Below are 24,942 nucleotides of genomic sequence, written 5' to 3' on the forward strand. Positions count from 1 at the left end.
AATTTCCTCCTAAATAGCTACATGACCCGTTTGAACAATTTCTCCAGATCATAGGTTGAAAATGACACCACAATCGGTCTCCCGTGTGGACAAGTATACGGTTGACGGCAAGAACCAAGACGCTGAATCAGCACTTCCGCCTCCTGATCCGTCAATTTCTGATTGGCTTTAATGGACGCTTTGCAAGAGCACATAATGGAGGCCGCTTCTCGCATCTTGGCAACATCAATACTACGTTCACTCAGAACCCATTCCGACATCTCTTCAATAATGTCTTTCTCATCCCCCTTGGGGAACCAGAACGGGTGGGAACGCACCCGGAAAGTTTGCCCGCCGAAATGTTCCAAGTACACACCCGCCTGCTCGAACCAAGCCAGTCTTGTTTTGAGCTTTTCGGTCTCGGATGGTGTGAACTCCAGTGTAATGGGCAGCAGCAACTCCTGCGAAGCCTGAGCCGGATTGCCAAACTGCTCGTAATAATACTCATAATTCACCCGTTCATGGGCTGCATGCTGATCAATCAGATATAGACCATCTTGATTTTGTGCAATCAAGTACGTCCCGTGATGCTGCCCAATCAGACTTAGTTCAGGAAACGCAGGCATGGAAACATCCGATTTAACGGCAGATGCCAGCCTTGCTGGGTCCGGTAAACTTGGAGCCTTCCAGCTTCGCTCTCCTTTTGCACCCGCCGCAGATGGATTATAAGATGAACGACCTTCTCTAACCGGAGAATTCACCGAATTGGAACGATACGCAGAAGCCGGAGCCTGTGAAGTAGATAACCCCTTATCCTCAGTTGAAGGTAAGGCATCTTCCGCAGCACGATCTGTAGTAGCACCGGTACTTCCACTCACAGCAGAAGCTGGATCGCTATGGGAATTTTCGTCATGACTAAAATTATGCTTCAGAACATTAGATCCTGAGTCCCCGCTCAACATCCCGAATGGATCATAGGATGGTGGAATCTCGGGTGGAGCTTCAGGCAACGGCAGCGTCTGACCCTCACCGTTTCCATCAGGACCTGATTGCACATCAACCGGAGCCACATCAGCTGGAGCATCCAGATCATCGTCCTCTGAAGTCATTTTAGCGAGTCCTGCATTTTTCCCTAATGGACCTTGTTGCCCATACCCTGCGGATTCCGTTTTGTCCTTTAGAGGACCTCTGGGGAACAGGAACTGTTCCTGGATAAAGGAACTGTTATCTCCACGTCTGATTTGCTGCTTGGTTACCTGTGGAATGAGCACTTCCTTCCGCAAGATTCCACGTAGTGTCGTTTCCACAAACTCGTACAGCTCCGCTTCCTTGCTGAAACGAACCTCCAGCTTCGCCGGATGCACGTTCACATCGACCAGGGATGGATGCATTTCCAATTGCACCACGACAAGTGGGAACCGATTAATGGGCAGCAACGTATGATACGCCTTCAGAATAGCCTGGTTGAGCCCGTAATTCCGAATAAATCGTCCATTCACAATGGTCGACATGCCGCCACGATTGGCACGAGTCCATTCCGGCAAACTGATCAGCCCGCTCAAACGGTAGTCCAGACTTTCTCCCTGAATGGGAAGCATAGCTTTGGCGGCACTAGTTCCATATATCGCTGCAACCACTTGCAGCAGATCCCCATTGCCCAGCGTCTGAAGCAGCGTATTTTCATTATGTCGCAGCGTGAACGAGATGTTAGGATGAGACATTGCCATACGATAGAGAACATCCGAGATATGTCCCAGCTCGGTCTGGATCGTTTTCATATATTTAAGCCTGGCTGGCGTATTGAAAAATAGTTCTTTCACCTCAAAGTCAGTGCCTTGCGGTGAGGTTTCATCCTCATGTGAGAGAAGTTTGCCGCCCTCAATCACGATTCGGCGCCCTCGCCCGTCATTCCCGCTGGCCGATAACACTTCCACTTTAGAGACAGCGGCTATACTCGCCAAGGCCTCCCCCCGGAATCCAAGACTTGTAATCTGGAACAGATCGCGGCCATGAGCTATTTTACTGGTTGCATGACGATAGAAGGCTGTTTCCATATCCTCTGGCTCGATACCAGCACCATTGTCTTTGACTCGGATACGGAGCAGGCCGCCCTCTTCCACCGTAACTTCAATTTTGGAGGCGCCTGCATCCACCGAGTTTTCGAGCAGCTCCTTGACAACTGAAGCAGGCCGTTCGACCACCTCACCTGCCGCAATCTGGTTGGCAATATGTTCATCAAGCACATGAATTTTCGCCACAGGTTTTCCCCTCCCCTATACTCAGGATAATTGCTGTGCCTTCAATTTGAGATCATTCAGTATTTGCATCGCCTGAAGTGGCGTCATGTTCATTACATCAATATCTTTCATATTACGAATAAACTCCCGGGCAGGCTTGTCAAGGGCAACCACCTCCGTTTTCGGAGTTACACTTGGCTCTTCATCCCCAAAGATGGACAGTTGAACCACATCAGTATGTTTGGAGTCTGACTGCTGCTTACCGTTTTGTTTCTTGTCATGTTGTTTCCGTGCTGGATCTTCAGTCGCAACAGTGAGTTCGACAGGTTCCGTAGATTCCTGCTCCCGAATCAATGACGAATGATCAGTTGCCTGGAACTCTGCACCAACTCGAGCATGATCACCCGATTGCTGCTTGTCATTCCCGGCAAGTTCACTTCCAACCGCAACCTGAGCCGCCGCATGCTCGAAACCGTGCAGCAAGCCATTTGCCCGTTCAATGATGCTGTCCGGTAGCCCTGCAAGCCGTGCACAATAGATCCCGTAGCTACTGCTGGCAGCCCCGGCAATCAATTTACGCAGGAAATTAACCTTGTCCCCGCTCTCCTGAACAGCCATGGAGTAATTCGCCAACTTGTCCAAACTCTCTTCCAGATGAGCAAGCTCATGGAAATGAGTTGATACAAGCGCTTTGCACCCAATGATATCGTGCACATATTCAATGACGGACTGCGCAATCGCCATTCCCTCACTGGTAGACGTTCCCCGACCCAATTCATCGATAATAATCAGACTGCGTGGTGTTGCTTTATCCGTCATGACCTGAATGTCGGCCATCTCTACCATAAACGTACTTTGCCCGCCGATGAGATCGTCTGCCGCACCAATCCGTGTGAAAATGCGATCCATAATCGGTACTTCAGCTTGTCCTGCCGGCACAAAACAGCCAATCTGCGCCAGAATCGAAATCAGCGCCACCTGCCGCATATACGTACTTTTCCCTGCCATATTCGGGCCGGTAATCAGTAGAATTCGGGCCTCTTCCTTCTGCATCGCAGTATTGTTGGCAATGAAAGCTCCATCTCGCATCACTGCTTCAACCACCGGATGGCGCCCCTGTTCCAAGACCAGATCGTAACCATCGGTCAATGTAGGCCGTACGAAATTACGCTCTGCACTTATGACGGCAAAGGATTGATACACATCAATCTCCGCGACCAGCTCAGCCAGTTTTTGCAGCCTGGCGATCTCCTGATTAAGCCGTTCCCGCAATTCCGCGAACAAGCCGTACTCAATATCGACCATCTTGTCCTGAGCTTCCAGAATTAGCGTCTCTTTTTCTTTCAGCTCCGGTGTAATATAACGCTCAGCATTGGCAAGGGTTTGTTTCCGCTCGTAACGGCCTTCTGGCAGAGAAGCCAGGTTCGACTTGGTAATTTCAATATAGTACCCAAATACTTTGTTGTAACCAATTTTCAGCGAGCGAATGCCAGTCGCTTCACGTTCTCTGGCCTCCAGTTCAGCAATCCATTGCTTGCCATTCACCGAGGCTTCCCGAAGCTCATCCAGCCGCTCGTGGTACCCCTCACGGATTAAGCCGCCATCTCGCACCGACACGGGCGGCTCATCAACGATAGCCTGACCGATTGCATCTCGCAAATCACTACAATCATCCATAATGCCAGCAATGTGCTGTAGCGTCGTGGAAGGCGAACCTGCACAATACTGACGTAGCCCCGGAATTTTGTCCAGTGACAGCTTCAGCGCATTCAGATCCCTACCGTTGGCATTACCAAAGGCAATTCGACCCACCAGACGTTCCAGATCGTAGATGTCTTTGAGTTCTGCACGCAGATCTTCCCGCAATATAAACTGGTTATACAGCGTATCTACTGCTTCCAGACGTTCATTGATTTTTCCTTTTTGCAGCAAGGGTTTATCGACCCAGCGACGCAGCATGCGGGCCCCCATGGACGTCTCTGTGCGGTCCAGGAGCCAGAGCAGCGAACCTTTTTTCGAACGTTCACGTACGGTTTCCACCAGTTCCAGGTTACGCCGAGTAAAGGGGTCCAGAATCATAAAGTGATCCGGCTCATACGTTGAAATCTGTGTCAATTGTCCAAGCGAACGCTTCTGTGTCTCACTTAAATAGGAGAAAAGACGCGCTATACAGGCTTGACGTTCAGACTCCAGACGTGCCCATACCGCTTCGCCGAATTGCTGACGCACCAAATCTTCCTTGCTCTTCGTCCATGGTGTGTATACTACAGGTCGACCAATTGGAGATGCCTGGGTAGCCACCGTATCCAGCAACGCAGCATCCCCCACCAGTTCCGAAGGTTCATAGATCCCGATCTCATCCTTGAGCCACTCTTGTGAGTATGGAACAGAGGTCACGTAGAGCTCCCCTGTGGACAAGTCACAGGCAGCCAGTGCAAGTGTGTTCTGATTCCCTGTCAGGCAAACCATATAGTTGTTGGACTTGTCCCCTAATGTCTTGCCTTCCATTACCGTTCCGGGTGTAATAACTCGTACAATTTCACGCCGCACCATGCCTTTGGTTACCGTTGGATCTTCCATCTGTTCGCAGATGGCTACTTTGTATCCTTTTTCAATCAAGCGCTGTATGTAATTGTCAGCCGAATGATAAGGCACACCGCACATCGGGATCTTATCTTCTCCCCCTCCTGCGCGTGCTGTTAATGTAATCTCTAGCTCACGGGAAGCATTAACCGCATCCTCAAAGAACAACTCATAGAAATCACCTAATCTAAAAAAAAGAAAAGCGTCCTGCGCTTCGGCCTTCACTTGCAAATATTGTTGAATCATTGGCGTATACTGAGCCATGAGTATCCTCCATCCGTTCCAATGTTGTCAGGAAGAGAAGCTGTCCCGGAAGGAGCAATAAGGCGGTCAGGCACCTTATTCGTGCCACCGCCTCATGTTTCGGCATCCGCCGCTTCCCTCACAGGTTGCTGTTCCATTTCTTCCGTAACGATGATCAAAATCGACTTATTTCTCATTATACCAAAAAAGTGCCCACTCTTCATGAACCTGCTCGAATATTCCAGAGTTTACGTATATCCCGACTCTCGTCCCATGTTCTACCCTGTCTTAGCTGGCTAATTAATGGAGCGGCGTAACGTTCATAACGCTCATAACCGTCCATTTGCGTCAGATCATCCAGCAGTGCCGGAATATGCGCCTGCATTACCTCACGGTTTCCTTCATAAAAAGCAGTATGAACAGCCGCCTTCGCCAAAGGACGTTGACGCAGCTGATGATAGCCTCTCGCGATAAGACCAGCTAGAGCAACAACACCTTTGGCAACCAGAGGAGATACCAGAAAACTGGGTAACGTGCGGTATTCGAATCCACCGTATGATTTCAGTCGGAAATCACCCAATGCCCCATAACGTGGACGCCGGCCTGAACCTCGTGGGTCCTGAAGAACGGCAAGCGGCAATGCCAAATAATTGTCAAGTGCACGCAGCAGCTCCCCGTTTAGTGTAACGCCACTGAAATGAACATGTCCGCCGAGCGGCAAGCCGCGCTGGGGCATTCCCCCTGCCTGCCAGATCAGCGAGTGATCACTAATACTGCGGGATGCGGCCGCAAAGGCTCTCATCAGATGAGCCAGCAGTTCGCGCGGCTCAGAGCTGGGGGCGGGTCGCAGTTCGGCTACAGGATATATTCGTCGTCCACCGATCGTCACGGAATCACAGCCGGCTACACCTGTTCGTTCGAGAAATCTGGAGGCGGGCACGATTTTGGATTCTGGCATTTGCACAAGTAGGAACTCAGGGTCCATTCCAAGTATGGGGGCTGCATTACGATGCCGCTCTTCATCCAGTTCGGACTGAAGCTGTTTCCAGCCTGCACGGTACATGGCAGAGAGATCTGTCATGCCCTTCCATGGCCTTGGGTCAATTGAGATGACAGAACAACCGCACTTTCCTGACGCTTCCAGTCTTACAGCGCCGTGATCCAGTCCAACCGTATACAATGTTTTGGTGGCAAGCCGTTCAATGCGTTTGAATAACGTTGATGCCGCTTCACGATCCAGCACACTTTCTTGCGCTCCACCCATGCCACTGGTGTCCCTACGTTTGATGCGAATCGCTTGCAGACAGCATATCTCAACATCGTAACGCACACGCAGACCCAACTCCCGGTCACGCCTGCCCTGCGATGCTAGCACTTCAATCCCGGATCGTTTGAGGCGATCTGCTCGTTCACGAGGGAGCATGCGTTCATATCGGCGCACCGCCTCCTCGGCCTCATCTATCACATTCATCCTGTCCCACCTCCCGATACTCGCCCAAAATGAAAAAAGAGGGCTTACGCCCTCTTCATTGCCGCTTGCGGCGCATATGATACCTTAAGTTTATGAATCCGGATCGCTGAGCTTACAGCTCATCGTCAAGCAGGTCGGGATCGAGATCGTCATAATCTCCATCGCCACTGCCGTAGTCATAATCCTTGTCTTCGTAATCTCCACAGCCATCCGTGCACACTTTCACACATACTTTGGTCTCGGCGACCAGTTCAACAGCGAATTCCCGTTCTACCCGGATAATTACGCTGCCTCCACCTGCCGACACCGTGGCTTCCACACAGCTCGGTTCCTGCGTTGCATCCGCAGATACCTCTACAGTGGCGGCCCGGTGTTTCGGGTCCAGATAGGACAAAGGTACATGTTCTACATACGACACCGTTTCTTTGGCTACATCCGTCTGTGAATTTTTGTCATAGGAATACCAAATGTTGATATCGTAAGTACCAATAACTTCAATTCCGTCCCCCGCTGATACGGCTTCATATTGGTGGTTGATAATCCAAGCCCCCAAAATACTGGTCGGACCATGTGGCGGAGTCACGGTATGTGTTACGGTAGAGAACTTACGACCTTTGCCGCAGATCGCCTTCGTGATGATCTCTCTACATTGATGTTTATGACTCAATGACATCTTTAAACCTCCTCCATACAATCATTCTTTACAAGTGTATGCAGGGCATCCGTCTAGGGTGACAACTATTTTCTATTATTCATTTGTAGATTGGGACCGGTCCGATACTGGAGACGGTGCTTTGTCCTTCTTGGCTATTTTCAGATACAGCGCGAGTTCCCGGCACAGCTGGAGAATCGCGGAACGAATCTCGAATTCTTCCCTTGTATCCGGCAACTCCATTCGCTTGAATTCTTCTTGCACATCTGCGAGAAGTTTTTCTGTACGTCCGGTGTAAGATTCAGTGAGCACATCCTGACTGAGCTGGTCGAACAGCTCCGATACCATTTCCGCATGCGGCATCTTCTGATAGATCTGGGATACCAGATGCATCATATGCTGGATGGAATCCAATTGCGTTTTGCGCATATAAAAGTAAACACTCCATCCCTCGTTCGGGTGGATGACCTGATTCTCCAATGAACGTTTGGCCGCTTCAATGCCGCCCAGTACAGCCTTGTCGGCTTCGATCAGCTCTTTCCCTGCCCACACTTCATTCGGATTGCGTAGCGTGGCGGCAAACTCCTTGAAGATAACTGAGAATAACTCATCAATTCTTTTGCGAATACGAAGCATCTGCGGGTCCGCTGCCGGCATATAGGCCAGATTGACAACCATCGCGGAACCGAGACCAATCAGCAACAGCCCAATTTGGACCAAAACCACATGTACGTCCATTTCACCGCCGCCAAATACCCGGAACACCACGACAGAACCCGTCACAATGCCTTCCTTGAATCCGGCCCGAACTATAACCGGAAATGCAATCAGTATGTAGACCGCCAGCACCCAATAATGGAAGCCAAGAAAGTGAAAAAGTACACTTGCAAATAAAAGCCCCACTACGGAAGCGAAAAATCTCGCAGATATGGTGCGAATACTTCTTTTTCGTGTTACATCAACGCCGAGTATGGCTAACAAGCCCGCCGATGTTGGTCCGGGCAAGCCGCACCAGTCCGCAATCAGCACGGCCATCAGCGCGGCTATTGCGGTTTTAATTACCCTAAAACCCATCTAACTCCCTCTCCTCTAAGCTGCAAAAATGTCAAAGCCAGCGAGCCATACCTACCCAGGTGAGCGCTTGTCCAATGCCTGACAGCGTGTATCGTCATATATCATATCCCTAGTATTACACATCCTGCCAAAAACCATTTCTTATCTAATCAAAAGAATCATTCTGGAAGAACCGTATATCGATTTCGCTGCTACACTCATAAACGGCATCAACCGACATGCATATGCATGTCGGTCACAATAACGCGCCCCGGATGAGGGACGCTGGCAATTTGATTGATGCGACGGAAGCCTCTAGGCCCTCTTCTCCAATCGTCGCATTCATTCCGGACTGCGCGGAATATTCGTATTAGTATGGTACTTGATTTTACGGGTTCGGGCAACGTGACACCTCTTGTGAAATTGTATACATATCATGAAGCATTCTATTTTGCATGCACGCTTTGAAGAATTACCTACGTCCTGCCAGCAGCTTGCGTTCTACATATACAACGAGCTGGTACATCGCTGTAGCTACAGCGGCAATAATCAACAGGCTCGAGAAAACAAGGGTAAAGTTGAACACTTGAAATCCGTAGATGATCAGATAGCCCAATCCCTGCTTGGCGACCAGAAATTCACCCACGATCACACCGACCCAGGCCATGCCCACGTTTACTTTTAAGGTAGAGACAATCGCAGGAAAGGAAGCGGGTAATACGACTTTGCTGAAAATCTCGGAGCGGTCGCCACCAAACGTACGGATAACCTTAATATAGTTCTGATCTACTTCATTAAAACTGTTATACACAACAAGTGTAGTTATAATGACTGTGATTGACAAAGTCGTCATGACAATGGCTGTAAATCCTGCACCAAACATGACGATAAAGATTGGACCCAGCGCTACTTTGGGCATGCTGTTGAACACAACCATATAGGGATCAAGCACTTTGGACAAAAAAGGAGACCACCAGATCAGAACCGCAAGCAGTGTTCCGACGAGTGTCCCCAGCAAAAAGCCGACTGCCGTTTCCCCTACGGTTACCCCAACATGCGCCCATAGTTCTCCACTGACGATGTCCTTCCAGATCTGATTGAAAATTTTGCTGGGATAACTGAACAAGAGCACATCAATCCAGCGTAGCCTTCCCGCCAGTTCCCACAGCAAAAACATTAACACCAACATGGACAGCTGCACCGCCAGCACTTTATGTCGCCATCTGGCAACCTGCTGAATATGACTTTGGTGCAGCTGTCTCATCCAATCATCACGCATTTCCTGCTTCTGGTTCGTCTGATTCACCCGTTCTTCTCACCTCCTCCGGACTGATCCAGTTCACTCCATAACGCCTGAAACAGCTCATTGAACCCTGGCTGCTCCCTCGCGTGAAAAGGCTGTGCGTTCCGCAGATCTTCGGGAATGATAAACTCCCGCCGAATGCGACCCGGATTGCGATCAAGCACAATGACGCGGTCACTGACGGCGATAGCTTCGGACAGATCATGGGTAACAAGCACCGAAGTTTTGCCGGATTTCTTCAATGTGTCCGAGACCAGATCCTCCAGTTGCAGCTTGGTTTGATAATCAAGTGCGGAAAAGGGTTCATCCAGCAACAGTATTCCCGGATCCGTAGCCAGTGTACGAACCAAAGCCACCCGCTGCCTCATGCCCCCGGATAGCTCGGAAGGATACTGGCTTTCGGTGCCAGCCAGACCCATACCTGCCAGCAGCTCACGCGTACGCTCACGACTCAGTTCATTGAGCGCACCTGTCAGTTCAAGTCCGATCAAGGCATTATCCAAAATGGTACGCCACGGAAACAGATAATCCTGTTGCAGCATATAGCCAATCTGGGCAGACGGACCTTCGATGCGTTTTCCTTTTACCTTAACCTCGCCTGCGGTCGGTGTGAGCAGCCCGGCGATGATCGACAGCAATGTAGTTTTACCACATCCGCTTGGGCCAACAAGACTAACGAATTCTCCTTGCTCGACCTGAAGATTCAAATTTTCGATAACCAGTGATGCTTCACGCTCGCTGACATAGACTTGCGAAATCCCTTCCAGTCTGATCACCGTTTCGGATTCAGGCATACATGCTCACGTCCTTTCCTGAATACCTGGTTACTTCGCTGATGCTGCTTTTTCTGAATAGGAATTATCGACAATCGTTTGAGAATCGACACGCTGTTTCAATTCTCCCGCAGCACTCATGACGTCCAGCAAGTTATTCCATTCGTCCTCATCAATAATTGGATCGGTTGCATATGTGCCCTGTTCTTTGTAACGGTTCACACTGCTTACCAGAATTGCTGGATCGATATCTTTAAAATAAGGTTTGATGACTTCAGCGATCTCTTCAGCGGTGTGGGAATCCACCCAAGCTTGTGCCTTGTGCAAGCCGTTAGTGAACTTCTGAACGATGTCCTTGTTGTCGCTGATATAGCTTTGTTTGGTCATGAAGACCGTATAAGGCAGATGGCCACTTTCCGTACCGAACGAGGCTACAACTTTGCCGCGCCCCTCTTTCTCAAAGATGGACGCCTGAGGTTCAAACAGCTGCACATAATCCCCCGTACCTGAAGCAAATGCAGAAGCGATGTTGGCAAAATCCACATTTTGAATCAATTCCAGATCATTCTGCGGATCAATGCCATGTTTTTTCAGCGTGAATTCGCCTGCCATTTGAGGCATGCCGCCTTTTCTTTGTCCGAGGAATGTACTCTGTTTCAGTTGATCCCAATTGAAGTCGCCTTCGGGATTGCGGGCAAACAGAAACGTTCCGTCCGTCTGTGTAAGCTGGGCAAAGTTAATGACCGGATCTTCTGCGCCTTGTTGATAGACATAAATAGACGTCTCTGCTCCGACCAATGCGATATCTACTGAGCCTGCAAGCAATGCAGCCATCGTTTTGTCTCCGCCAGCCGTCGTCTGAATGTCCACTTCAAGCCCCTGCTCCTCAAAAAAACCTTGGGCCACGGCCACATACTCAGGTGCGTAAAACACAGAACGTGTGACCTCACCAATCGTAATTTTGGTTTCATCCTTATCTTTATTGCAGCTGGTGAGAGCCACTATGATAATGAGCAAAATGACGATGGCCCGGATGAACCAGGGCGTGTATTTCATGATATTTCCCTCCTTCACTGGTTTCAGCTGTTCTCTCTATTATTGATATGCTGATGCCCAGCAAAAGGTTAAGAACTTGCATGCAAAAGAAGAGCCGGGCAATCCTGCCCCGCTCTTCAAGAATTTGATGATGATGTTATAGCTGTCTACAGCTTGTAAATCTCGGCATATTTCGCTTCCAGATAATCAGCCAAATAGTCTGGGTTCAACTCTTCACCCGTTACGGCCACAATCAGTTCGGAAGGTGTACGGCTTTTGCCATAACGATAAATTTTGTCAGTCAACCATTCCTTGATGGGAATCAGGTTACCTTCGGCAATATGGGCATCGAACTCCGGCATCTCTTTGCGCAGTGTATGTAGAATCTGTGCAGCATACATATTGCCGAGCGAGTAAGAAGCAAAGTAACCAAAGTCACCACCCGACCAGTGAACATCCTGAAGCACACCCATACCATCATTCGGCGGCACAACGCCAAGATATTCCTTGTATTTTGCATTCCAGGTCTCCGGCAGGTCCTTGACTTCCAGACCTTCGTTAAACAGCATTTTTTCAATTTCATAACGAATGATGATGTGCAAATTGTACGTCAGCTCATCTGCTTCAATCCGGATTAGAGAGCTTTCAACCCGGTTAATTGCCCGGTAAAAGTCTTCCAGCCCAACCTCGTTTAATTGAGGGAAGTGCTGTTGCAAATCTTTATAATAACGCGTCCAGAATGGAAGACTACGGCCAATCATATTTTCCCAAAGACGCGACTGGGATTCGTGGATACCCATGGACGTTCCTTCGGCAAGAAGAGTACCAGCCAGGCTGTCGTCAATATTTTGCTCATACAAGGCGTGTCCGCCTTCGTGTAGTGAACTGAAGACCGCACTCGTCACATCATCCTGCAAATAGTTTGTCGTGATCCGCACATCACCTGGATTCAGGCCCGTTGCAAACGGGTGAACGCTCTCATCGAGTCTTCCGGCTTCAAAGTCATAACCCATTTGTCCCAGAATAAACAGACTGAATTTCTCCTGTTGATCCTTGTCAAACAGCTGGTTCAAGAACTCCGTGTTCGGCTTGTTCGCCGAAGCATTGATCTTCTCTTGCAGCGGAACCAAACGGGCTTTGAGACGGGCAAATACCGCATCCACCTTTTCTACAGTCAGTTCCGGCTCATACATGTCCAGAAGGGTATCATAACGAGTATCTTTCACACCCCAGTAATTAATGAACTCTTGTTTGAGCTTCACAATATCGGTGAGGTAGGGCGAAAAACCAGCAAAATCGCTGTTATGCTTGGCATCTTCCCAAGCCGTTTCTGATTTGGCGGTAAGTACGGTATACGCTTGTACTTTTTCTGGTGGTACGGACTGACTGCGATTATATTCTTTCTGGCAATCTTCCACCTGACGGCGGTCGATATCTTCCAGCTGTTCTAGCACCGCTGGATTTGTTAATGTATCCAGGTAGGATTTCATCTCAGCTGAGGTTTGCAGTTTGAATGCTTCGGTTGACAGCATCCCAAGTGTTTCCGAACGTGTCGGGACACCTTTTTTGGGCGCACCTGTGCGCAGATCCCAGTGAAGCAAACCAATGGCTTCATGATAACTCTTAATTTTGCGAGCCAGATTACGGAAGGATTCCAGCTGTTGCTGTGTTTGTTGTTCCATTGTTAACGTTCACCTCTTCAAAAAAATGTTGTTTTCCCTATTGATGATACTTTTTGCAATGCGTATAATCAACTTTTAACAGATGCAAATTGCATTATTCCTCCAAACCGAGGAATAATGCAATTTGCTGACCGTGGTATAATAAATGAACCCAAAGGGCGTAGGACAAGCTGCATTTGATGTAAGTGGCTGTGCTCATCGTATTGGATAACAGGAGGCAATGGACATGAACAACATTCAAGAGATTCTGGCTTACAACAAGACATTTGTCGAGACCAAAGAATACGAAAAGTATACGGCTGGCAAGTTTCCAACCAAAAAGATGGTTATCATCACTTGTATGGATACCCGTCTCGTGGAAATGCTGCCCAAGGCCATGAACCTGAAGAATGGCGATGTGAAAATTATCAAAAACGCTGGCGCAATCATCTCTCAACCTTTTGGGTCTGTTATGCGTAGTGTTCTTGTCGCCATCTATGAGCTTGGTGCCGACGAGGTACTGGTTGTTGGACACACGGAATGCGGTATGGCTTCCCTACACGCAGAGACCATGATTGGACATATGGTCGAACGGGGTGTATCCGAGGAAGTCATGAGTACACTGGAGAACTCGGGCATACGTTTACAAAAGTGGCTACGCGGGTTTGACAGCGTTGAAGAAGGGGTAAAACATACTGTGGAAGTGATCAAGAAACATCCATTGCTTCCGCCTAATGTACCCGTCCACGGCATGGTCATAGACTCCTACACAGGTGAACTTGATCTTGTCGCAGAGGGGTATGGGCAACAGACATCTCTCTAAATGGTTTTGGGTGCGGACCTCGAGGTCCGCACTCTTTTTTTGTCTAAATTGAGGCAGTTGTTCTGTCAGGTTGTCAAACCATACAGTTTCAGTGTACACTTTTATGAAAGCGGTCAAAGAAAGCAATTTTTATTGTTTTTGCTGGCCCAGCCCTAATATTAAGGAGACATGTGCATGAACATACTTTCCTACGGATTGCTCGGGCTTCTTACCCGCGAGGAGTCATCAGGTTATGATCTAATGCTGAAGATCCAGCCGCATTGGCAGGCTAAGCACAGTCAGATCTATCCCCTCCTCTCCAAAATGGAAAACGATGAGCTTTTAGCCTCCCGCTGGGTGCAACAGTCTGACAAACCAGACAAGAAAATGTATGCAGTCACGGAGAAAGGTATTGAAAAACTGCTGGGATGGATGATCACTCCCGTTACCGCTCCGGTTACGCGTGACGAGTTCAATCTGCGCATTTTATGTGTCGGCATTGCAGAAGACGGAAGCATGAGACGCATTCTGAATGAGCGCAAAAACTGGTTCATGGAACGCATCCGTTATTTCGAGGATTTGAAGTCCCGTATCCCTCAGGATAATTTGCGAGTAGGCAGTCGGGAATTCGGAAGTTACATTCTGGTACAAAAAGGGTTAATGAACGCACAAACGGGCATCGAATGGTGTAACTGGGTAACCCAATTACTCGATGGTCAGGCGGCAATTCAGGACCCTTGTCCAAGTATTTCAGAAAAATAAACAAAATTTGAAACGTTCCTGTAAGTTGACCGTATTACTTGAGTAAGGCCCATTTTTGGGCGAATCAAACAAATTAATCGGGGGGTTACGATCTTTACAATGAAGAAAAAATTCGGAATTAAACATCTCATGATGGTTTTCATGGCCTTTACATTACTGTTTGCAACAGTCGGAGTCGCGAATCCGGATTCTGCTGATGCTAGACGTGGTGGCGGTTTCAAATCGGGAACAAAAAGCTATACCAACACACCTAAGAAATCCGATTCCAACAGCAATGTGAGCAAATCGAATACGAATAATAACTCCAATGGAGCAGCTACAACGAACCGTGGCGGATTCTTCGGCGGTGGCGGTGGATTTATGAAAGGTATGATGCTGGGCGGTCTTGCTGGTATGATGTTCGGCGGATTGTTCGGTGGAATGGGCGCTCTGGGTAACATTCTTGGATTGCTCGTAAACGTAGCCGCAATTATGCTGATCGTGATGCTCGCGATGGCCCTGTTCAGAGCCATTACGAATCGCCGTAAACCAGCAGCAGATGGTCGTTATGACCGCAAAAATGATCGTGATGATGATGACCGTAACAGAAACGGACGGTACTAATCTCTATGGTTCTGAGCATGGATGAAATTGTCAACGCGATCTGTATTCACATGGCTGAACGCAAGGGTATTCGCCCAACCGATGTCAATGTGGAACTGAGCTGGGAAGAAGATACGGGATATTCCGCAGAAGTCTGGATTCAAGGCCGCAGTCAGTATCTGGTCGAATCCAACATGATTGAAGCGATCCTGCGCTACCTGCACAGTGAATACGACATTCGGGCTTACCGTGAGAATGTAAGACTTGATCTGGATGAAGAGATCACAGCGATTGTGAATCAATAAATTAATAACTAATTAAGCCATTTGCGGATGGTATGTAAAAGGACCATCTCCATGATGTCATTGACATAATTGGAGATGGTCCTTTTTTTTGTGTTCCTTGGGAAGATGAAACCTCTGCATCTACCTTCCCAAGATTCATACTACTGTAATCCTATGGCTACTTCAATTTCACCAGACTGTAGTTTTTCTTGCCTTTGCGGATAATGATGAATTTACCGCCAATTGCGTGCTCTGCAGAGACCGTGAATTCCAGTTCCGTAACTTTCTCACCATTCATGGAAATGGCCCCTTTGGTGACATCCTCACGCGCCTGACGTTTGGATGGCTCCAGGCCAAGATCCACGAGCCAGTCTACAATATTTTTTGCTTCACCATCGGTTTCGAAGGTCGGCATTTCTTTAAAGCCCTGCTCGATTTCGTCAGCTGTAAGGGAACGAATGTCTCCGCTGAAGAGTGCTGCGGTAATGCGTTTCGCCTGCTCCAGCATGTCGTCGCCGTGAACAAATTTCGTCATTTCTTCAGCGAGTGCCTTTTGTGCTTCACGCTTGTGGGGCTCCGTTTCTACCTTTTCAGCCAAAGCTTCAATTTCTTCTTTGCTTAGGAATGTGAAGTATTTCAGGTATTTGATTACATCACGGTCATCCGTGTTCGCCCAGAACTGGTAGAATTCGAATGGAGTCGTCTTATTCGCATCCAGCCAGATGGACCCGCCTGCGGATTTACCGAATTTCGTTCCGTCGGATTTGAGCATAAGCGGAATCGTCAGACCGTAAGCTTTTGCTTCTGGCCCTTCTTTTTTACGGATCAGGTCCAGACCGCTTGTAATGTTGCCCCATTGATCGGAACCGCCGATTTGCAGCTGTACATCCTCATGTTGGAACAGATGCAGGTAATCGAGCGATTGGAGAATCTGGTAGGAAAACTCGGTAAACGAAATTCCGTCTTCCAGTCTGCTCGCAACCACATCTTTGGCCAGCATCGTGTTGAGGTTAAAGTTTTTACCGTAGTCACGCAAAAATTCAATCACATTGATTTTGTGTGTCCAGTCGTAGTTGTTGACCATACGTACCTGATTGTCGCCATCCGTTACAAAAAGCTTTTTCATTTGTGCAGTCAGAGCATCCACATTGGCCTGTACCTCTTCCAACGTTTGAAGAGAACGTTCCGATTGACGACCACTTGGATCACCAATAGTTCCTGTTGCCCCACCAATCAGAATAACCGGACGGTGGCCAGCGAGTTGGAAACGTTTCAGCATCATGAACGGAATCAAATGTCCAATGTGCATGCTGTCTCCTGTAGGGTCAACCCCGCAGTACAAGGAAACCGACGTGGTCTCGGTCAGCTCACGCAGACCCTCCGCATCCGTCTGTTGGTTAATAGCGTCGCGCCATTCCAGTTCATCAATAATATTCAAAACAAACAACCCCTTCTCTATGCATTGGTATTAGGCCATGATCTACGTTAATTCACAAGGAGCTAAGCCGGGCGAGGCTTTTTTGGACACAAAAAAATCGCCGCCTTGTCATCAATAGACATAGGGACGATTATCATAACCGTGGTACCACCCAACTTGCACAGACAACAACTCACACGCTGTCCATACCGCTTTCAGCAAAATATCGTTTGCCATTCCGCTTGGCATTACCCAAGTACTCCAGAGTGTAATTCGCAGCCCTTGTATGTATCAGGTTCCATCAACCCCTGACTTTCTGTAACAGGGACAAAGCCGCTACTGCGCTCTATCAACGTAATTCATGTATTCAATTTATAGCCAGTATAGCCGAACGTTAATATCATTGCAAGGTCAAGTATTTATCTTTAGATAGAACAACAGATGAGTGCCTGCGCCAAAGTTTATAAAGACATCATGTTCAACTTCTCGTGGTAATATGCATAAGCCTTGTCTGCAATCTGATCTTCATTGTTCCAAAATTGCTGATCCAGCGTATCCAGCTGTTCAAGTTCCTGTGGGCATGATAATGAAAAAGCTGCCATTGGCAGCCTCTTCATAACAAGTTTTCAATCAGGTTCCACAGAAAGTCCGGTAGGAGGCATCGCACTGCGCAGGCAGTTTCGCGTACTCAGCCTGTTCGGGAGAATGTGCAAACGGGTTTGAAAGAACAGCAAGAAGCTTCTCCATCACACTAAGATCTCCGTGATTCTCTGCTCGGTCCAGTGCTTCTTCCACCCGATGATTACGAGGAATCACCGCCGGGTTGCTAGACTTCATCAATTGCTGCGATTCTTCTTTCCCTTCCTGCTGTCTGCCTAATCTTGCCTGGCGACGCTCATTCCACTCCGCAAACTCTGAAGTATCGAATAAAGGAGCTCCGTTGAGCGTATCAAAGGTCAGTGCGAGGAACGTATTTGTGTAATCTGCACTATGCTTCTCCATCAATTCAAGAAGATCTCTGATTAACGCTTCATCCTCAGCCTCTTCATTAAACAAGCCCAGCTTGCTCCGCATTCCCGAGAGCCAGTGGTGATGATACAATTCAGAGAATTGTGCAATCGCATCCTGGGCGATTTGTACAGCCTGTTCTTCATCCTCATGCAGCAGTGGCAGAAGCGTCTCGGCAAACCGAGCCAGATTCCAGCCGCCAATATACGGTTGATTTCCATAGGCATACCGACCTTGCGTGTCAATGGAGCTAAATACCGTCGCTGGATTGTAGGCATCCATAAACGCACACGGCCCATAATCGATGGTTTCACCACTGATGGCCATATTATCTGTATTCATTACGCCATGAATGAAACCAACCTGTTGCCACTTAGCGATAAGTGAAGCCTGCCGCTGAATGACTTCCTGAAGCAACAGCAGATAGCGATTATCGGCTTCCGCAATATCGGGAAAATGCCGTTTCAGTGTATAGTTAGCCAATGCTCTGAGCTCATCAATCGATCCCCATCTGGCTGCGTATTGGAAGGTTGCTACACGTAAATGACTTGAAGCTACTCGAGTCAGGATAGCACCAGGTCGCTCTGTTTCGCGTGTAATGTTTTCTCCAGTAGAAACAACCGCCAGACTTCGCGTTGTTGGAATGCCGAGTGCATACATCGCTTCACTAATAATGTATTCACGCAGCATTGGCCCAACAGCAGCACGTCCATCACCTCCGCGAGAATATGGGGTTCTTCCGGAACCTTTCAGCTGGATATCCACTCGCTCGCCTTGTGGCGTGATCTGTTCTCCCAGCAGCAAAGCCCGTCCATCACCAAGCATGTTAAAATTACCGAATTGATGACCCGCATAGGCCTGAGACAGAGGCTCGGCACCTTCCGGAATCAGGTTACCTGCAAACACCTCAGCTCCTTCATCACTGTTAAGAGCCTCAGCATTCAGCCCCAGGCTGGCTGCAAGCGATGTATTGAAGATGATCAACTTCGGTGATTGAACAGGTAACGCACCCTGATTTGTATAAAAGGTCTGTGGCAAACGTCCATAACTGTTGTCGAAGTGCCAGCCTTTTTTCAGCGTTTCTTGTTGCATGTGATCACAACTCCTTTTCTGTAACCAAGCGATATCAGGATATCCCTTCGTTTTATTTTAGCCTTGTGAACCAATGCTCATTTATGTAGTCGCATGGAAATTCAACGGAAAGAACATGTAACATGTTCATGATGAAACTTTAGCATATTTATATCCCTTTTGCATTCATCCTGCTGTAACTTTCATACCCGGGGCACCGTTTAAGTTTCAAGGGGGGATCAAACTGAGAAAATATATCTATGTGATTGGCTGTATGACGCTTTTGTTTATGTGCCTTACCGGTTGTTCAATGGGCGAAATACAATCGAAAGGAGATCAGGTTATCATTCAACAGTCGGTCGATGAATCAAATAAATACACCCTTCTTAGAGAAATTACCGACCCGACTCAGGTGCAAGCCATCAGGAACATCACCGCCTCTATCCCATCGAACAATACTATAGCGGATATGGTGCGGCCTCCAGATTATAAATTCTTTTTTGAGAATAACAAATCATCCTCAGATAAAAGTGTCATCTATAATCTCTGGATCAGTCCCCATCAGGATCAGGTTGAGATCATCATTGAAAGCAAGCCTACTTATGTTCAATTAACTAAGAAGAAATCTGCAAAACTTTTCGAACTTATCACAGGTGAAAAGCTTCCGGGGTATGTTGAGTAAAACAATCCACTGGTACTCATCAGTTAACACAACATAAAAACCCAAGAGGTTAATTGGCGAGGGGAATCATTCCGATCATCCCACCCCACTCAACACCATCTTGGGTCTGTTCCATTTATTCAGATTACATGCCTACAAAATAATCATTACGTATGTGCCTCTTGAGCCTGTACGGGCTGTACGGGCAGACTCTCCTTTTTAAATCCGAGGTTAAAGAAGATATTGAGCAGAATGGCGCACAGACTTCCTGTGATAATACCATCACCAACAATAATGCGGATACTTTGAGGCAGCTGGGCAAACAGATCGGGCACAGCCGTGACGCCAAGACCGAGTGAAACCGAACAAGCAACGATCAACAAATTGGATTGCTTACTGAAATCCACATGTTGCAGCATTTTAATCCCGGATGAGACCACCATGCCGAACAGAACAACCGTTGCCCCGCCGAGTACCGCGCTGGGGATAATCGTTGCGAATGCCGCAACTTTGGGGATGAGTCCGAGAAAAATCAGAATACCTCCGGCTGCAACAACCACATTGGTCGTTTTCACCTTGGAGAGCTGAACCAAACCGACATTCTGGGCAAAAGTGTTATAAGGAAAAGCATTGAAGATTCCACCAAGCACAAACGCCAGACCTTCTGCGCGATATCCTCGTGCCAGATCCTTTTCGTTAATCGGTTGATCACAGATTTTGCTCAAGGCCATAAACACACCTGTAGACTCAATAATGACAACCGTACCGACAATAATCATGGTAATGATAGGACCGATTTCGAAGGTGGGCCATCCAAAATAAAAGGGCTGTGGCAAGTGGAACCAGGAAGCTTCCTGTACAGAGTTGAAATTCACTTTCCCCATGAGGGCAGCGACGAGTGTACCCACAATAATACCGAGGAGAACTGCGAGGGATTTGACAAAGCCGCGAGCATATCGATTCAGCACCAGAATGAAGAGCAATACCCCGAATGAGAGAGCCAGATTGTCCAGGCTTCCGAAATTCTCACTGTTTGCTCCACCTGCCATGTTTTTGATGCCCGTTGGAATTAACGCCAGACCAATAATGGTTACGACTGTTCCAATCACAACGGGAGGAAACAGTTTGACGATTTTACTAAAGAAGACAGCACATATAACGATGAATATTCCTGCTGCAATGATGGAACCGTAAATGGCCGGAATTCCATATTGTGATCCAATCGCAATCATGGGAGTCACAGCAACAAATGAGCTTCCAAGAACCGCTGGCAAGCCTATCCCCAAATACTTCCCTTTACGTGCTTGAAGCCATGTCGCGATACCACAGGTTAACAGGTCAATCGATACCAAGTACGCCAATTGTTCTGCAGTCAGGTTTAACGCCCTTCCCACAAGCAGCGGAACCAAAATGGCCCCGGCATACATCGCCAATACGTGCTGAATTCCCAGTGAAAAAATCCTCATTCTCTTGGTTTCTCTCATCCCTACCTGCCCCCTGTAATTTAGAATCACTTTACCGCTGCAAAAATCATGTTATGTTGATTCACATTATATAAACAATTGCGGGAAGTTCCATGATTCACAACATAGAATTGTTGCAGGTTATAAAGTGAACTCAGTATATTGGGCGTTTTGTACAAAAAAAGAACGAAAACACCTTCTTTTCTTGTTATATTATCTCACATGAAAATCCTGGAACACCTTTGCCTCTCCTCACTCCATCCCAATCGAAAAACATAAAAAGGTCAGCCAGAAAATTCTGGCTAACCTAATCATCTGAGAGCCACCGCCATGGCGACTTCTTATGCATAATATATTATGGACAATATGAAGACTCAGATCGAATAATCGACCACAATCACATTCTCCAGCCACTCATTCAGAGAGGCTACAAATGCCTGATGTGCAGGATGCGGGCCATAAGCACGCAGCGCTTCCTGATCTTCAAACGTCACTCTCAGGCCAAGTGTGAAGCCCTGAATATGATCCGTCTCCTCTGTTACATTAATGCCTGCGGTGAGATCCACAATTCCAGGAATCTGTTCCTGTAACGCGAGCAATTGAGCCACCAATTCCTGCTGTTTGACCGTAGTGATTTTATCGTTCAATTTGAATGCGACCAAATGTTCATACATTATCTTCTCATCCTCATTCCTTTAACGAGTTATTTAGCTTTTTAATACTCTGTTCTGAACATGATGCAGAAGTTTCTGAAGCCATATAACATCGCTTTGAATAGAGTGATATGCATGATCTCGCATCAACAACAGTGCATCTTTCAGATCCTCCTGCACATCAATCTCCTGAGGTGTATGAGAATCAATATATTCCAGCCTCTTATTCATCTTCTGAATAATATCCTCAATCAAATACGCGATCTTCTGATTATCCACCTTATCCAAATGGACCAACGCAGCGTATAAGGACTGTACATTCGTAAACTTCTGGAACACCTTATATATGCTCTGTTCAAGGGACTGACGCCCTTTTTCGGTAATTCCATATGTCGTTTTGTCTGGTCGATTTTCACTCTGAATCGTTTCTACCTTCTCAATAAGACCCTTCTTCAGCAACACTTCAAAATTATAATAAATGGTGCCTTCCGTAATCTTGGCATCCGTTTGATCCAGATGTTTACCAATTCGCTTCTTAATATCATAGGGATAATAATTCCCTTCACTTAGTGCACCGAGTATAAATATTTGAATCGACATGTGACTGCCCCCATTCTGCTAATCCAAGGGCATAGCTTCTTCTTAATCGCCTACCCTCATATCTTCTATTTTATATCATAACGGGCTGTTGTACAGACTCCTGTGTGGTACTAGTTTGCTTGGCTTTTTTGAAATGATGAATGGCTGTATTGATAACAAAGGCTCCCACACCAACCAATGCCAGCCCAACGGCATAATGCACCGTTCTTCCCCCACCGAAGAGAATATTGTAATCCAGATGCGTTGAATAGAACATCGGTGTAATCTGACTTACGAATTTGAAATATCCTGGCATCATCTCCGGTGACATGGACGTCCCGTTTGCAATGGATTGGCTGAGTACGAATATCATATTGATCAGCATTCCGCCTTGACCCAGAAGCATGATAAAGATACTTGTGAACTCAATCGACACAAACAACTGCAAACCATGCACCATCCACAGTTTCAAAAACGCTTCCACCCCATACCCTTGCACCATAAAATAAATGCCTATCCCTACAAGTGGAGCAAGGATGGAAACAAGCAGGTTGACTCCTCGCATTGCAAAGAATGCTTTCCATTTACCCATCTGCCCTTGCAGTTGTTTCATTCCGCCAATGCTTTGCATCGCATAGATCATGGCTCCAACATAGAGCGCCATTGTGATAAACATCGGTGCCATCTGATTTTGCATGCCTGCTGGTTGCGGGTTGCTCAGAACGATGTCGGATGATACTTTGCCCATGGTCGATTCCACAATCTGTTTCGATTGCTCCGCAGGAACCTGCATACTGCTCAGCACACCCTCGAAGCTCTGTGCCTGAACCTGAGCACCGATCTGCGCAGTGATTTGAGCAGCTACATTTTTCATTGAACTGGTGATCGTTGTTGGGTTCGATTCATTAATCAGGTACTGGAGCTGAGCTTTACCGCCCTGTTCAGACAGTTTCTCCGTAAAATCACCCGGTATACGTATGATCATATGAATATCCCGATCTTCAAGCCCTGTCTTTGCCTGTTGCAATGATTCGTTGGTTACTACCTTAAATGGCAATTGTTCTTGCAATTTTTGTACAAATTCAGTACCGGATTGCTGGTCCTCGTTGACAATGGCGACCGTAAGATTGGTTACATTTTTGGGGATTGCGCTATATCCCGACATAAAAACGGTCAACATTACAATTTGATAAAAAACGATCATGAATATGCCTGCCTTGACTCCGCCGTGCTTCAGTATGTTCTTCACTCTCTACTCCACCTTGTTGTTTTAATTTAAACTACTTGAATTAAAGTACTCTTATTTGTTATATTTGTCAATGAGACCAACCAAGGAGGCGAAACGAATGACGAAGAGCTCTATTATTTCTCTGTCAGAAATCACGAATTTCCAATCGAAAGAAGAAGAATTCAGTCCCTACCGTTGGTATCGCAGCATGTTGAATCAGGAACCTGTCATCTACAATGAAGAGACCGATTCCTGGCATGTATTCAAGTATGATCTTGTCAAAACCGTGCTTAATGATCACGAGCACTTCTCCAGTGTGAGAAAAAGATCAATTGTGAACGTGGGATATTCAAGTGAAGAAAAAGGGGCGGACAGCGAGCATCACATGCCGGACAAGCTGGATATTCACAATGTAGATCCGCCGGATCATCGCAAGCGGAGATCATTGCTGGCAAGTGCGTTTACACCGAGAAGTCTCAAGCTTTGGGAACCGAGAATAGAGGCTGTGGCCGAAGAGCTAATTAGAGAATTTGAGCATCAATCAGAAGTAGACATTGTTGAAGCTTATACGAGCATGTTTCCTGTCATTATCATGTCTGATCTGCTTGGCGTTCCCTCCAAAGATCGTCATTTGTTCAAGGGTTGGGTGGACACCATGTTTATGCCCACTACCGATGCCACCTTTGATCAAATTAATGAAATGAAAAAGATTGCCGGCGAAGAATATTTTAAATACTTGTATCCCTTCGTTGTGTCCAAAAGATCCAATCTGGGAGAAGATATCATATCCGACCTGATCCAGGTGGAAGTGGATGGCGAGCACTTTACGGATGAAGAGATTGTGCGAACCACCATGTTTATTCTGGGCGCTGGCATAGAAACAACAAGCAACCTGCTGGCCAACTCGTTCTATGCCCTTCTGTATGATCAACCGGAATTGTATGCCGAACTCAGGGATAACCTTGATCTTGTTCCAGCCGCGGTAGAGGAAATGCTGAGATATCGCTTTCACATCAGCAAAATGGACCGGATGGTCAAAGAGGATAACGATCTGCTTGGTGTTAAACTGAAAAAGGGAGACGCTATCGTGGCGTGGATGAGTGCAGCCAATATGGATGAGAACATGTTCGAAGATCCGTTCACCTTGAATATTCATCGATCGAACAATAATAAACAGCTTGCATTTGGTTTTGGCACTCACTTCTGTCTGGGGGCTCCCCTGGCGCGTCTGGAGGCCAAAATTGTACTGACCACATTTCTAAACACCTTCACCAGAATTGAACCCGTGGAAGGATTCAATCTGGAGGAAAACCTGACCGCTTCTGCGGCCGGACAATCTTTAACAAGCCTTCCGCTGAAGCTATATACGTAAATCCATCTGACGTAAATTCATTTATGAATTGATAATCTTCGCTATATTTTCGATGGATAAAATCAAAACA

22 protein-coding genes and 1 other annotated feature are annotated in these 24,942 nt (G+C 47.3%); of the genes, 6 read left to right on the forward strand and 16 right to left on the reverse strand.

Going from position 1 to position 24,942, the window contains the following annotated elements:
- Positions 1-17: 17 nt before the first annotated feature.
- The 9 genes from mutL to ACDJ58_RS17680 form a co-directional block, all read right to left on the reverse strand.
- On the reverse strand, positions 18-2,237 hold the full coding sequence (gene mutL, locus ACDJ58_RS17640) for a DNA mismatch repair endonuclease MutL (protein ID WP_413372169.1): 2,220 nt from the start codon (positions 2,235-2,237) through the stop codon (positions 18-20).
- A 21-nt stretch (positions 2,238-2,258) separates the two neighbouring features.
- Positions 2,259-5,063 (reverse strand): DNA mismatch repair protein MutS, encoded by a 2,805-nt coding sequence (mutS, locus tag ACDJ58_RS17645; protein WP_413372170.1) that lies wholly within the window; start codon positions 5,061-5,063, stop codon positions 2,259-2,261.
- A 199-nt stretch (positions 5,064-5,262) separates the two neighbouring features.
- On the reverse strand, positions 5,263-6,513 hold the full coding sequence (locus ACDJ58_RS17650; RefSeq protein ID WP_413372171.1) for a putative amidoligase domain-containing protein: 1,251 nt from the start codon (positions 6,511-6,513) through the stop codon (positions 5,263-5,265).
- A gap of 112 nt (positions 6,514-6,625) precedes the next feature.
- The gene (locus ACDJ58_RS17655) at positions 6,626-7,186 is read right to left on the reverse strand and encodes an outer spore coat protein CotE (RefSeq protein WP_076289080.1); all 561 of its coding nucleotides are present in this window, start codon (positions 7,184-7,186) and stop codon (positions 6,626-6,628) included.
- Between the two features lie 75 nt (positions 7,187-7,261).
- Positions 7,262-8,239: an aromatic acid exporter family protein gene (locus tag ACDJ58_RS17660; RefSeq protein WP_024630479.1), complete on the reverse strand. Its 978-nt coding sequence runs from the start codon at positions 8,237-8,239 to the stop codon at positions 7,262-7,264.
- Between the two features lie 451 nt (positions 8,240-8,690).
- Entirely contained in the window at positions 8,691-9,482 is a 792-nt protein-coding gene (locus ACDJ58_RS17665) for an ABC transporter permease (RefSeq protein ID WP_413379723.1), read from the reverse strand.
- 38 nt (positions 9,483-9,520) lie between these two features.
- Complete coding sequence (locus ACDJ58_RS17670; RefSeq protein ID WP_413372172.1) at positions 9,521-10,315, reverse strand: ABC transporter ATP-binding protein; 795 nt, start codon at positions 10,313-10,315, stop codon at positions 9,521-9,523.
- Between the two features lie 30 nt (positions 10,316-10,345).
- On the reverse strand, positions 10,346-11,350 hold the full coding sequence (locus tag ACDJ58_RS17675) for an ABC transporter substrate-binding protein (RefSeq protein WP_413372173.1): 1,005 nt from the start codon (positions 11,348-11,350) through the stop codon (positions 10,346-10,348).
- Positions 11,351-11,496: 146 nt separating this feature from the next.
- Positions 11,497-13,011 carry a carboxypeptidase M32 gene (locus ACDJ58_RS17680; RefSeq protein ID WP_413372174.1) on the reverse strand — a complete coding sequence of 505 codons (1,515 nt, stop codon included), beginning with the start codon at positions 13,009-13,011 and terminating at the stop codon, positions 11,497-11,499.
- Between the two features lie 226 nt (positions 13,012-13,237).
- On the opposite strand from ACDJ58_RS17680, the gene ACDJ58_RS17685 reads away from it, so the two are divergent.
- The 4 genes from ACDJ58_RS17685 (at position 13,238) to ACDJ58_RS17700 (ending at position 15,441) form a co-directional block, all read left to right on the forward strand.
- Entirely contained in the window at positions 13,238-13,813 is a 576-nt protein-coding gene (locus ACDJ58_RS17685) for a beta-class carbonic anhydrase (RefSeq protein WP_413372175.1), read from the forward strand.
- 174 nt (positions 13,814-13,987) lie between these two features.
- Positions 13,988-14,554, forward strand: coding sequence for a PadR family transcriptional regulator (locus tag ACDJ58_RS17690; protein WP_063563090.1), 567 nt, complete (start codon positions 13,988-13,990; stop codon positions 14,552-14,554).
- Positions 14,555-14,653: 99 nt separating this feature from the next.
- Positions 14,654-15,157 carry a hypothetical protein gene (locus ACDJ58_RS17695; RefSeq protein ID WP_063563091.1) on the forward strand — a complete coding sequence of 168 codons (504 nt, stop codon included), beginning with the start codon at positions 14,654-14,656 and terminating at the stop codon, positions 15,155-15,157.
- A gap of 5 nt (positions 15,158-15,162) precedes the next feature.
- Positions 15,163-15,441 carry a YxcD family protein gene (locus ACDJ58_RS17700; protein WP_413372176.1) on the forward strand — a complete coding sequence of 93 codons (279 nt, stop codon included), beginning with the start codon at positions 15,163-15,165 and terminating at the stop codon, positions 15,439-15,441.
- A 157-nt stretch (positions 15,442-15,598) separates the two neighbouring features.
- On the opposite strand, the gene tyrS is transcribed toward ACDJ58_RS17700, so the two are convergent.
- The 3 genes from tyrS to ACDJ58_RS17715 all read right to left on the reverse strand — a co-directional run bounded on the left by tyrS (position 15,599) and on the right by ACDJ58_RS17715 (position 18,937).
- The gene (tyrS, locus tag ACDJ58_RS17705) at positions 15,599-16,858 is read right to left on the reverse strand and encodes a tyrosine--tRNA ligase (protein ID WP_063563092.1); all 1,260 of its coding nucleotides are present in this window, start codon (positions 16,856-16,858) and stop codon (positions 15,599-15,601) included.
- Between the two features lie 119 nt (positions 16,859-16,977).
- Positions 16,978-17,199 (reverse strand) — a binding site (T-box leader).
- A gap of 99 nt (positions 17,200-17,298) precedes the next feature.
- On the reverse strand, positions 17,299-17,439 hold the full coding sequence (locus ACDJ58_RS17710) for a hypothetical protein (protein WP_413372177.1): 141 nt from the start codon (positions 17,437-17,439) through the stop codon (positions 17,299-17,301).
- A gap of 28 nt (positions 17,440-17,467) precedes the next feature.
- A complete protein-coding gene (locus ACDJ58_RS17715; protein ID WP_413372179.1) occupies positions 17,468-18,937 on the reverse strand; it encodes a protein adenylyltransferase SelO in 1,470 nt (489 codons plus the stop codon).
- A gap of 253 nt (positions 18,938-19,190) precedes the next feature.
- Between ACDJ58_RS17715 and ACDJ58_RS17720 the strand changes: the two genes are divergently transcribed.
- Positions 19,191-19,598 carry a hypothetical protein gene (locus ACDJ58_RS17720; protein ID WP_413372180.1) on the forward strand — a complete coding sequence of 136 codons (408 nt, stop codon included), beginning with the start codon at positions 19,191-19,193 and terminating at the stop codon, positions 19,596-19,598.
- A gap of 146 nt (positions 19,599-19,744) precedes the next feature.
- On the opposite strand, the gene ACDJ58_RS17725 is transcribed toward ACDJ58_RS17720, so the two are convergent.
- The 4 genes from ACDJ58_RS17725 to ACDJ58_RS17740 all read right to left on the reverse strand — a co-directional run bounded on the left by ACDJ58_RS17725 (position 19,745) and on the right by ACDJ58_RS17740 (position 23,521).
- On the reverse strand, positions 19,745-21,061 hold the full coding sequence (locus ACDJ58_RS17725; protein ID WP_413372181.1) for a nucleobase:cation symporter-2 family protein: 1,317 nt from the start codon (positions 21,059-21,061) through the stop codon (positions 19,745-19,747).
- A gap of 353 nt (positions 21,062-21,414) precedes the next feature.
- Positions 21,415-21,714, reverse strand: a complete 300-nt coding sequence (locus ACDJ58_RS17730; RefSeq protein ID WP_063563097.1) for a Dabb family protein — start codon at positions 21,712-21,714, stop codon at positions 21,415-21,417.
- 33 nt (positions 21,715-21,747) lie between these two features.
- Positions 21,748-22,293 (reverse strand): PadR family transcriptional regulator, encoded by a 546-nt coding sequence (locus ACDJ58_RS17735; protein WP_413372182.1) that lies wholly within the window; start codon positions 22,291-22,293, stop codon positions 21,748-21,750.
- 70 nt (positions 22,294-22,363) lie between these two features.
- Positions 22,364-23,521, reverse strand: a complete 1,158-nt coding sequence (locus ACDJ58_RS17740) for a YhgE/Pip domain-containing protein (protein WP_413372183.1) — start codon at positions 23,519-23,521, stop codon at positions 22,364-22,366.
- Positions 23,522-23,618: 97 nt separating this feature from the next.
- On the opposite strand from ACDJ58_RS17740, the gene ACDJ58_RS17745 reads away from it, so the two are divergent.
- Positions 23,619-24,872: a cytochrome P450 gene (locus ACDJ58_RS17745; protein WP_413372184.1), complete on the forward strand. Its 1,254-nt coding sequence runs from the start codon at positions 23,619-23,621 to the stop codon at positions 24,870-24,872.
- Positions 24,873-24,942 lie beyond the last annotated feature (70 nt).

Source organism: Paenibacillus taichungensis, assembly GCF_047302525.1.
GTDB lineage: Bacteria > Bacillota > Bacilli > Paenibacillales > Paenibacillaceae > Paenibacillus > Paenibacillus taichungensis_B.

Excerpts from the sequence above, each read along its gene's own strand:
- mutS (WP_413372170.1), bottom strand. The coding sequence starts at position 5,063 with ATGGCTCAGTATACGCCAATGATTCAACAATATTTGCAAGTGAAGGCC.
- ACDJ58_RS17650 (WP_413372171.1), bottom strand. The coding sequence starts at position 6,513 with ATGAATGTGATAGATGAGGCCGAGGAGGCGGTGCGCCGATATGAACGC.
- ACDJ58_RS17655 (WP_076289080.1), bottom strand. The coding sequence starts at position 7,186 with ATGTCATTGAGTCATAAACATCAATGTAGAGAGATCATCACGAAGGCG.
- ACDJ58_RS17660 (WP_024630479.1), bottom strand. The coding sequence starts at position 8,239 with ATGGGTTTTAGGGTAATTAAAACCGCAATAGCCGCGCTGATGGCCGTG.
- ACDJ58_RS17665 (WP_413379723.1), bottom strand. The coding sequence starts at position 9,482 with ATGAGACAGCTGCACCAAAGTCATATTCAGCAGGTTGCCAGATGGCGA.
- ACDJ58_RS17670 (WP_413372172.1), bottom strand. The coding sequence starts at position 10,315 with ATGCCTGAATCCGAAACGGTGATCAGACTGGAAGGGATTTCGCAAGTC.
- ACDJ58_RS17675 (WP_413372173.1), bottom strand. The coding sequence starts at position 11,350 with ATGAAATACACGCCCTGGTTCATCCGGGCCATCGTCATTTTGCTCATT.
- ACDJ58_RS17680 (WP_413372174.1), bottom strand. The coding sequence starts at position 13,011 with ATGGAACAACAAACACAGCAACAGCTGGAATCCTTCCGTAATCTGGCT.
- ACDJ58_RS17685 (WP_413372175.1), top strand. The coding sequence starts at position 13,238 with ATGAACAACATTCAAGAGATTCTGGCTTACAACAAGACATTTGTCGAG.
- ACDJ58_RS17690 (WP_063563090.1), top strand. The coding sequence starts at position 13,988 with ATGAACATACTTTCCTACGGATTGCTCGGGCTTCTTACCCGCGAGGAG.
- ACDJ58_RS17695 (WP_063563091.1), top strand. The coding sequence starts at position 14,654 with ATGAAGAAAAAATTCGGAATTAAACATCTCATGATGGTTTTCATGGCC.
- ACDJ58_RS17700 (WP_413372176.1), top strand. The coding sequence starts at position 15,163 with ATGGTTCTGAGCATGGATGAAATTGTCAACGCGATCTGTATTCACATG.
- ACDJ58_RS17710 (WP_413372177.1), bottom strand. The coding sequence starts at position 17,439 with ATGGCAGCTTTTTCATTATCATGCCCACAGGAACTTGAACAGCTGGAT.
- ACDJ58_RS17715 (WP_413372179.1), bottom strand. The coding sequence starts at position 18,937 with ATGCAACAAGAAACGCTGAAAAAAGGCTGGCACTTCGACAACAGTTAT.
- ACDJ58_RS17720 (WP_413372180.1), top strand. The coding sequence starts at position 19,191 with ATGACGCTTTTGTTTATGTGCCTTACCGGTTGTTCAATGGGCGAAATA.
- ACDJ58_RS17725 (WP_413372181.1), bottom strand. The coding sequence starts at position 21,061 with ATGAGAGAAACCAAGAGAATGAGGATTTTTTCACTGGGAATTCAGCAC.
- ACDJ58_RS17730 (WP_063563097.1), bottom strand. The coding sequence starts at position 21,714 with ATGTATGAACATTTGGTCGCATTCAAATTGAACGATAAAATCACTACG.
- ACDJ58_RS17735 (WP_413372182.1), bottom strand. The coding sequence starts at position 22,293 with ATGTCGATTCAAATATTTATACTCGGTGCACTAAGTGAAGGGAATTAT.
- ACDJ58_RS17745 (WP_413372184.1), top strand. The coding sequence starts at position 23,619 with ATGACGAAGAGCTCTATTATTTCTCTGTCAGAAATCACGAATTTCCAA.